The sequence below is a fragment of the Companilactobacillus bobalius genome (genome assembly GCF_002179915.1).
GTDB classification, from domain to species: Bacteria; Bacillota; Bacilli; order Lactobacillales; family Lactobacillaceae; genus Companilactobacillus; species Companilactobacillus bobalius.
The window spans coordinates 1-8,272 of record NZ_MYFM01000016.1 but is presented as its reverse complement, the minus strand read 5'-3'; the positions used below and the strand labels follow the sequence as shown (position 1 = coordinate 8,272).

12 protein-coding genes are annotated in these 8,272 nt (G+C 33.8%); 9 read left to right on the top strand and 3 right to left on the bottom strand.

Annotation, left to right across the window (positions count from 1 at the left end):
- Window positions 1-211: 211 nt before the first annotated feature.
- From LKACC16343_RS13960 to LKACC16343_RS13935, 6 genes are all read left to right on the top strand, one after another.
- Window positions 212-424: a hypothetical protein gene (locus tag LKACC16343_RS13960; RefSeq protein WP_087721311.1), complete on the top strand. Its 213-nt coding sequence runs from the start codon at window positions 212-214 to the stop codon at window positions 422-424.
- Window positions 425-1,131: 707 nt separating this feature from the next.
- The gene (locus tag LKACC16343_RS13955) at window positions 1,132-2,067 is read left to right on the top strand and encodes a replication initiation protein (protein WP_003690715.1); all 936 of its coding nucleotides are present in this window, start codon (window positions 1,132-1,134) and stop codon (window positions 2,065-2,067) included.
- Window positions 2,060-2,575: a DUF536 domain-containing protein gene (locus tag LKACC16343_RS13950; RefSeq protein ID WP_056950781.1), complete on the top strand. Its 516-nt coding sequence runs from the start codon at window positions 2,060-2,062 to the stop codon at window positions 2,573-2,575. The genes LKACC16343_RS13955 and LKACC16343_RS13950 overlap by 8 nt, the downstream gene beginning before the upstream one ends.
- 82 nt (window positions 2,576-2,657) lie before the next feature.
- Window positions 2,658-3,485 (top strand): hypothetical protein, encoded by an 828-nt coding sequence (locus LKACC16343_RS13945; protein WP_056950784.1) that lies wholly within the window; start codon window positions 2,658-2,660, stop codon window positions 3,483-3,485.
- A gap of 31 nt (window positions 3,486-3,516) precedes the next feature.
- On the top strand, window positions 3,517-4,197 hold the full coding sequence (locus tag LKACC16343_RS13940; RefSeq protein WP_056950787.1) for a TIR domain-containing protein: 681 nt from the start codon (window positions 3,517-3,519) through the stop codon (window positions 4,195-4,197).
- 31 nt (window positions 4,198-4,228) lie between these two features.
- Window positions 4,229-4,645: a hypothetical protein gene (locus LKACC16343_RS13935; RefSeq protein ID WP_056950789.1), complete on the top strand. Its 417-nt coding sequence runs from the start codon at window positions 4,229-4,231 to the stop codon at window positions 4,643-4,645.
- A gap of 184 nt (window positions 4,646-4,829) precedes the next feature.
- Here the strand turns inward: LKACC16343_RS13935 and LKACC16343_RS13930 are convergent, their stop codons facing one another.
- From LKACC16343_RS13930 to LKACC16343_RS13920, 3 genes are read right to left on the bottom strand one after another with little or no spacing between them, the layout of a single operon-like run.
- Window positions 4,830-5,618 carry a hypothetical protein gene (locus LKACC16343_RS13930; RefSeq protein WP_056950792.1) on the bottom strand — a complete coding sequence of 263 codons (789 nt, stop codon included), beginning with the start codon at window positions 5,616-5,618 and terminating at the stop codon, window positions 4,830-4,832.
- Window positions 5,619-5,651: 33 nt separating this feature from the next.
- On the bottom strand, window positions 5,652-5,936 hold the full coding sequence (locus tag LKACC16343_RS13925) for a helix-turn-helix domain-containing protein (RefSeq protein ID WP_010015131.1): 285 nt from the start codon (window positions 5,934-5,936) through the stop codon (window positions 5,652-5,654).
- A complete protein-coding gene (locus LKACC16343_RS13920) occupies window positions 5,933-6,283 on the bottom strand; it encodes a type II toxin-antitoxin system RelE/ParE family toxin (RefSeq protein ID WP_011117005.1) in 351 nt (116 codons plus the stop codon). The genes LKACC16343_RS13925 and LKACC16343_RS13920 overlap by 4 nt, the downstream gene beginning before the upstream one ends.
- Before the next feature lie 138 nt (window positions 6,284-6,421).
- Between LKACC16343_RS13920 and LKACC16343_RS13915 the strand changes: the two genes are divergently transcribed.
- The 3 genes from LKACC16343_RS13915 to LKACC16343_RS13905 all read left to right on the top strand — a co-directional run bounded on the left by LKACC16343_RS13915 (window position 6,422) and on the right by LKACC16343_RS13905 (window position 7,989).
- Window positions 6,422-7,009: a site-specific integrase gene (locus LKACC16343_RS13915; protein ID WP_056950795.1), complete on the top strand. Its 588-nt coding sequence runs from the start codon at window positions 6,422-6,424 to the stop codon at window positions 7,007-7,009.
- A 12-nt stretch (window positions 7,010-7,021) separates the two neighbouring features.
- Window positions 7,022-7,387: a hypothetical protein gene (locus LKACC16343_RS13910; protein WP_056950798.1), complete on the top strand. Its 366-nt coding sequence runs from the start codon at window positions 7,022-7,024 to the stop codon at window positions 7,385-7,387.
- A 389-nt stretch (window positions 7,388-7,776) separates the two neighbouring features.
- Complete coding sequence (locus tag LKACC16343_RS13905) at window positions 7,777-7,989, top strand: hypothetical protein (protein ID WP_087721311.1); 213 nt, start codon at window positions 7,777-7,779, stop codon at window positions 7,987-7,989.
- Window positions 7,990-8,272: the final 283 nt, after the last annotated feature.

Below are 8,272 nucleotides of genomic sequence, written 5' to 3'. Positions count from 1 at the left end.
CGTTGTTGAATTGACTGTATTTTTAATTCAATTTATGTTTGCACCTAACTAAGATTGTTATGGTTTAAATATTTAAAAAGTGTTGCAGATCCCACTGTTTTAAGCCAAAATTTTTTAATTGCTTTGTGCAGATAATCTTTATAAGCTTGGTAATAAATTTTGAATAACGGTGCTATAAGATCTGTGAATTTAAACTGAAAGCATTATTTTGATGTTAGGAGTCATTAAGATTGACGAAAAGAAAGTATTAAAGCCAATTGATGAAATGCTTGCTGATCCTTGGCAAGTTGATATTCAAGAATTGTTTGAAGCTTTTGTCAATGAACCTGGCGAGATCAAAAGGAATCTGTATGATTCCCTTGATACTTATTTTTTGCAAAAAAGGCAAGAAGATATTAATAATCGTCCAGGCTTCGTTATTTAGCCCTCTAAGAGCCTGCTGAGGGCTTTTTATTTTTGTTTTGGTATAAATATATATGAATAGTCTTAAAATTGCTAGAAACGAAAAATAAGGCCCTAAAAAACGAACATAGCAGATAAGTTCTTGTTAAGATTCAAAAAAACTAACTGTTTGCTGTCAATGGTAGCGGACGAGCAAAGCGTGGGAGCATAAGGAATTGACAGCTCTAAACCAGTCTTAACACTGAATTGGCGAAAGCCAAAGTTTCTATAAAACTTTGCTTTCCTGCCTAACGGCGAGTGAAAAAGCGGTTAAGCTGGCTCAGCTTGGACGGGGTTCGGGGCGTCAGCGCCCGAATTAATGTGGCTTGCCACACCTTTTTAGGCAACGAACGAAGTGAGGCGCAAGGAGCATAGCGACTGGAATTTAATGTGAGCCGGTTTTTGGCTCACTCCTTTGTATTTTTGTTTTAGATTTTGATCTTGTACAGCGGTGCCTCTTTTATACCTCTTTTATAAACCTCTTTTAAACCTCTTTTAGACCCCTATTGCGCCTTACTCCCCCAAGGCGTACAGAAGTTTATCGACTACATTTTGTCTGTTTATCGACTACATTTTGTCTGTTTATCGACTACATTTTGTCTGTTTATCGACTACATTTTGTCTGTTTATCGACTACATTTATTTACTCCTGTATTCAAATAAGGTAGTATTATTCAAGGAGGTTATTTTATGAGCAATGAATTAGTCAAATATGACCCTGAATTAAATACAATCCCCTTGCGAAGGTTTACTCCTGTAGAAATGAATTTGTTCTTTTCTGTAGTTTCTAGAATGCGTGATAAAGGTGATGATACTGTTAGATTTACCTTTGATCAGTTAAAAGAGTTAAGTGCCTATAAGCCAACCGCAAATAATCGGTTTATTGATGACATACAAAGTACATATCAAAAAATACTAGGTCTTAGATTTGGCTCTCGAAGTAAAGATGGTCTTGATAGAGAGATGTTTGTCATGTTCACTCGATTTGAAATTAAGGGATCTGCAGACGTTCCTTATGTTGATATTCAAATTTATCCCAAAGCGTTGAAACTTCTAAATAATCTCGAAAGTTGGGTTCGTTATGCTTTGACAGAGTTCCGAGATTTAAAGAGTAGTTACGCAAAAACAACTTTTCGTATTCTTAAACAATTCCGAACCACTGGTTATGCTTATTTTTCTAAAAATGATTTCTTTGAACTACTAGATATTCCACAAAGCTATTGGAGTAAGCCTGCGAACGTTGAATCTAGGGTTATTCGCCCAATTAAGGAAGAACTAACCCCTTTGTTTAGAGGCCTAACTATACGAAAAAAATATGGTAAAGGTCGTGGGAAACCAGTGATTGGTTATACTTTTACTTGGAAGCCTGAAAGAAAAGACGCAAACGACTTTTCTCAAGGTAAGTTCCAAGATGAGCGTCAAAAACTTTTTAATATCCAGAATAATGGTGAATTAACAGAACAAGAAAAATGGCGTGCTACCGATAAAGTTAAAGGCCTACCACTAGGCTCAACTGAAAAACAGATTTTAGCCGAACGACAGATTGAGCATGATAAAACAATAAGAGATCAGACAAGACAAGAAATGCTTGCTGAACTCCGAAAGGGGTTTGGAAAACATGCCTAAAACTATTAGAGAACTTGCTGATCAATTGAATGTCTCCAAACAGACTATTCAATATCATTACCAAAGACTACCAGCAAAGAATCGGCAAAAAGATAGTCAGGGTACAAACATGATTAGCCCTAAAGCTGAAAGGATTATCAGAGACAAAGTAGCAAAGCCTTTGGTAGCAAAGAACCAACAAACAGGTAGCAAAAAAGAGACAAAGACTAGCGAAGAAAATAATGAGCTAATCGCTACTCTAAGAAGAGAAGTAGCAGATTTAAAGTCTCAACGTGACAAACAGCTTGCTACCAAAGACCAACAAATAGATCATCTAATAAAACTGATAGATCAGCAACAACAACTTCAATTAACAACTGTAGCAGAAAATAGAGAGCTAAAAGCCCATATTCAAAAAATAAATGGCTTACTTGAAACTTCTAAGTCATCTCAGAAACGACAAAACAATTCTCCAGAAGAGGACATGTATAAAAATAAGCGCAATAAAAACTGGTGGCACTTTTGGTAAAGATTTCTTATATTAGCAAAAATTTTATATAGTTAATTAACTGAATAAATCATATTAGTGATAAAAGAGAGGGGTATATATTTTGTATAAGGGTTTTAACTTAACTTTAAATCGTGCAGATAAAATGGATTTTATGGACATTTCTTCTCAAGATCTTGAATTGTATTCATCAGGTTTACGTAAACTTCGTTCAAATTTATTGGATAGAGTTAGCTCTAATATAGATTTGAAAGATGAAACTGGAATAATAGACGTAACTAAATTAAAAAATAATTGGTTTCCAGAAAACAATTATGATGTTTTCATATCACACTCTCACAATGATGTGTTGATTGCTAAGAGAATAGCGTGTTGGTTAAAAAATGAGTTTGATATTGATGCCTTTATAGATTCAACCGTTTGGGGATACTCAAATGATCTTCTTAAAAAGATTGATGATAATTATTGTGTTTTGTCTAAAAATAAAAAAAATGGCATGATAACTTATGACTATGACAAGCGAAACTATTCAACTAGCCAAGTAAATTTGATATTGTCATCAGCATTGCATGACATGATTGATTCTTGTGAATGTATTATTTTCTTAAACACAGAAAATTCTATTAGTGTTGTTAACACTATTAAAAATAAGACTAATTCTCCATGGATATATGATGAGCTTCAAACTACTAGGCTTATAAATAAAAAAGTACCAGAAAGACTACTATTAGAGACAGAAATTAGACAATCTGATTATATCAATAAGAGTTCTAATGAACTCCCACCTTTCCAGCATGATGTAACTCAAGAACTCACCAAATTATTAAAAATAACGAGAGATGATTTAGTGAATTGGAAACGCCAGTGGAGTTCTATACAAAATAAGGGTAACCGTAAACCGTTAGATCTATTATATTCTCATAGATTATAAAACGGTCGTTATTAAATTGGGGGAAATTGTATTGGGATACAAAGTTTTTGTTTCATACAAATACAAAGATAGTAATGTAGCATCACTAAGTGGATACTATAAAAATACCGTTAGGGATTATGTTGATTACCTGCAAACTACTAAATTTAGTGGCGATGATTTAAACAAGGCCGAAAATGATGACCAAGATCTAAGCGTATTTAAAGATGAAACTATACGTACAAAATTAAAGGAAAAAATATGGGACTCGTCAGTTACTTTAGTTTTGATTTCCCCTAATATGGTTGAACGCTTCAAGCCTGAAAAAGATCAATGGATTCCATGGGAAATTGCTTATTCTTTACGTACACAAACAAGAATAACAACAAGGAGTTTACCCAACGCTATTATTGCAGTTGTTCTTCCTGATGAACTTAATAGTTATGAATATTTTATAACTCATTGGACTTATGAAGAACAAGATAATCCAAAAGAAAAGACAGTAAGAACAATACATACAGATAAAACTTTTCAAGTAATAGCTAAAAACATGTTTAATCAGAAAAATCCTGATATTAAAGAGATTTATGGAAAAACTGTCTATTTTGGTAATAGCTCATATATTACTGCTATCGAGTGGAAAGATTTTATATTAGATGTTGATGGCTGCTTAGACAGAGCTATCTCTTTAAGAAATAGCATTGCTGACTATAATATGTGCAGGAAGCCCTAATAGGCTAATTTATATTTTGGAGGATATATACGTGAAAAACGGTGAAAATAAGCGTTTGCATATTCAAATGATTGAAGACGTTATTAATCGTATGTCATCTAATTCATTTCTTATAAAAGGGTGGTCATTGACGATACTTGGTGGATTAATAACTGTGTATTTAGCTAATATCAATAAATCTATGAGCTACTTAATTTTGTTATTATGTCTCTTTTTTTGCTTAATGTTTTGGGTTAGCGATACTTTTTATCTAAGAGAGGAAAGATATTTCCGAAATCTTTATGATGTTGTAAGGAAAAAAGATGAAAAAGATATTGATTTTTCAATGCAGCCCATTAGATCCGGAGAATCTTTTTTGTGTTGTATGATGAGACCCATATTTTTGATGTCCTACTTACCAATCTTCATAGTAATTATGGGTGCTCTATTATTGTTAAGACATAATTGAAATTCAATTTTTCAAATAATACCAAAATACTTATTGCCATTTTTAGTTAAAAATCATTCAGGGTCTATAATTAACAAATAGCCCCTCAAAAACATTGAAAGAATAACCCCTAATATCTATAATGTAGATATTGGGGGTTATTTATGTGTTTATACAATTTATAGTCCCTTGATAAGGACCCTATTTATATTATTTCTGCTTCAATAATTTTTATATCTTTTTCATAATCTCTTTCTGAATAATTCTGTTCAAATCCCCTTAATAACTCTGAATTTAGTTTCTTAGCTGACATTTCCATTCCAATCATAGTTATACTTCCCGAAGTAACCCCACCAACGACTGGAACAATTTTCGCAATTCCAGAGGCTAGTCCCTTTTTGGTTAGTGTTTTGCTAGCAACTATACTAGTTATTTTTTTTAATAATGGGTACCACAAAGTTTTCATTAAAGGTTTCCCTAATATTTGTTTAGAAGCATACTTTATAGCATTAGAACTTGACACCCGCAACAAAGAAGCTGATCCATTTACTCCAGCCATTGTTCCTAAAAATAATAACAATCCATTTGTTTGAATTTTTCCATCTTCTTCGATCAAATCATCAAAATCATATATATAGGCTAATTGTTGAGCCAATCTGATGGAGTAAACCATGTTTTGAATAATATCGCCAGGTATTGTCCCTGCTATTGCAATTCCCCCGGGAATTCCAGTAAGAAAAGAAATAACAGTAGTATTTCTTACCGTTGCTGTAATTTGTTTTTGTGCAACTTTTTTTCTTTCTTTTAAGGAAATATCTAAGTGCCCATTGATAATATCTGATTCTGTTACTTTAAATACTTTTGCTAAATATTCAGATCTGTTAACATGTGCAACTGGATTTTCAACGACTAATTTTAAGAGTGAGCGAAAATCATTATTTGTGATTGCTTCTAACATTTTATTATTATTTAATGATTGCTTACCTGAATCCATTATTTCTAACTCCTTAGCATTGGTAGTTTTTAATTATATTACCGGCATAAATTGAATGGTTAATCGCTGATTAGTTGCCTGCGCAATCTCAGACAATACCCTAGTCGAAGCATTCATTGATCCATTTTCAATTCTAGCAATGGTTGATTGTGGTTTACCAATTAGACTAGCAAATGCACGTTGACTCATACCCATATTTTCACGGAGATCACGGACTTTAACTGCTACCTCTAAATTGATGTTTTCTTGTTCAACGAGTTTTGCAAAATCAGGATTGTTTTTACTTCTTTCAGTAACATATGCGTCAATTTTACTCATTGTTGGTCCTCCTTGTTAAAATACTTGCTGCGTCGATTCCGAGCAATTTTCTTTTCACTTTCTGGTGTTTTTTGCGTTTTCTTTGTGAATGCATTGGTGATTAAGTACTGAGATCCTTGTACTTGGAAATAGATAGCTCTCTGAATATTTGAAGCTCTCTTAGAACGAATCTCATAGAGATTGTTTTCTAGCTTTTTGACCCATAATTGACGTTCTGCGATGATTAGACCGTTATTTTCAATATTTTGAATGGTCGCAATTAATTTGGCAGCGTCTTTATCAGGTAATTGATCCAAAAATTGTTTAAATTCATTCCAGTCATAATAGTCAAATTCCATTTTTTTCATATTCACATGATAGCTTATTGGCTATCAAAAAGCAAACAAATATGTTATTACACAAATCCTTGGTACAAGCGGAAGTGTGAAATTCATATTTCCGCTTGTACCAAGGGATTACGTCTCCACCAACGAGGTGATTTTTATATGCAACAAATTGTCCTACCAATCAAAGATTCAAATGTACTTAATGATGTTCAAGATACTTTACTCAATAACTTTAAAGCTGGCCGGCGTAACTATACAGTTTTTCAAGTTGGCAAAGCTACGCTACTGCGAGTGAGTGATGTCATGCGCTTAAAACAAACCGATATTTTTAATCCGGACGGTTCTATTAAACAAAATGCGTTCATTCACGACCGAAAAACGGGTAAGCCTAATATCTTGTATCTTAAACCAGTTCAAACAGAGCTCTTATTGTACCGTCAATGGCTACTTAATCATAGACTAGCCTCTGAGTGGCTCTTTCCTTCCATTCAACACCCCGAGCGCCATATCACGGAAAAACAGTTCTACAAAATTATGAGTAAGGTTGGCGATCTGTTAGGAATTAATTATCTGGGTACTCATACGATGCGCAAAACCGGGGCTTATCGAGTCTACACGCAATCAAATTATAATATTGGCTTAGTCATGAATCTGCTCAATCATTCCAGTGAGGCGATGACTTTAGCTTATTTAGGTTTAGACCAGGCCAGTACCGAAACGATGCTGGATCAAATTGATTTTGGTTAGGAGGCTGGCTTTATGGATTTAGATTTTGAAACCAACAAGTATGATCTTTTTGATGATTGGCATCAAAACAAGACTAAACAAGCCTTTACACAAAAGTTGCAACAACAAGCTCAAATTGAAAAAACACAATTACCGCAATTATTGTCGCGTGAAGACTTAAAAATTCGTTGGCAGATGAACTCTCGTCAAAGTGTTCATCAAGTTGCTAATAAGCCTGATTTTCCGCAACCCGTTTTTGCTTTTAATCATGGTAAGACGCCACTTTACTTAGCAACTGAAATTCAAATTTTTGAAATTAATCACCCCTGGGTGATAACTCCTGGTGCTCGTCTTGCTTATAGTCATTGGATCCTTCGTAATGTGATTGATCAATCTTGATATTCAGCTCTAGGTTTTTGAGGGTTTACTCTAGGTTTTTTATAGTTGGCGCTAGCCTTCTAATACAAATAATACCCATCGATGGGGATTAAATCTACCCTTGACACTTGTCAAGGGTGTAAGTGCGCATTGACCTCGTTTCACTCGGTTTACTGATAACTATAAAATCTGTTTTTGCCGTTGTTGAATTGACTGTATTTTTAATTCAATTTATGTTTGCACCTAACTAAGATTGTTATGGTTTAAATATTTAAAAAGTGTTGCAGATCCCACTGTTTTAAGCCAAAATTTTTTAATTGCTTTGTGCAGATAATCTTTATAAGCTTGGTAATAAATTTTGAATAACGGTGCTATAAGATCTGTGAATTTAAACTGAAAGCATTATTTTGATGTTAGGAGTCATTAAGATTGACGAAAAGAAAGTATTAAAGCCAATTGATGAAATGCTTGCTGATCCTTGGCAAGTTGATATTCAAGAATTGTTTGAAGCTTTTGTCAATGAACCTGGCGAGATCAAAAGGAATCTGTATGATTCCCTTGATACTTATTTTTTGCAAAAAAGGCAAGAAGATATTAATAATCGTCCAGGCTTCGTTATTTAGCCCTCTAAGAGCCTGCTGAGGGCTTTTTATTTTTGTTTTGGTATAAATATATATGAATAGTCTTAAAATTGCTAGAAACGAAAAATAAGGCCCTAAAAAACGAACATAGCAGATAAGTTCTTGTTAAGATTCAAAAAAACTAACTGTTTGCTGTCAATGGTAGCGGACGAGCAAAGCGTGGGAGCATAAGGAATTGACAGCTCTAAACCAGTCTTAACACTGAATTGGCGAAAGCCAAAGTTTCTATAAAACTTTGCTTTCCTGCCTAACGGCGAGTGAAAAA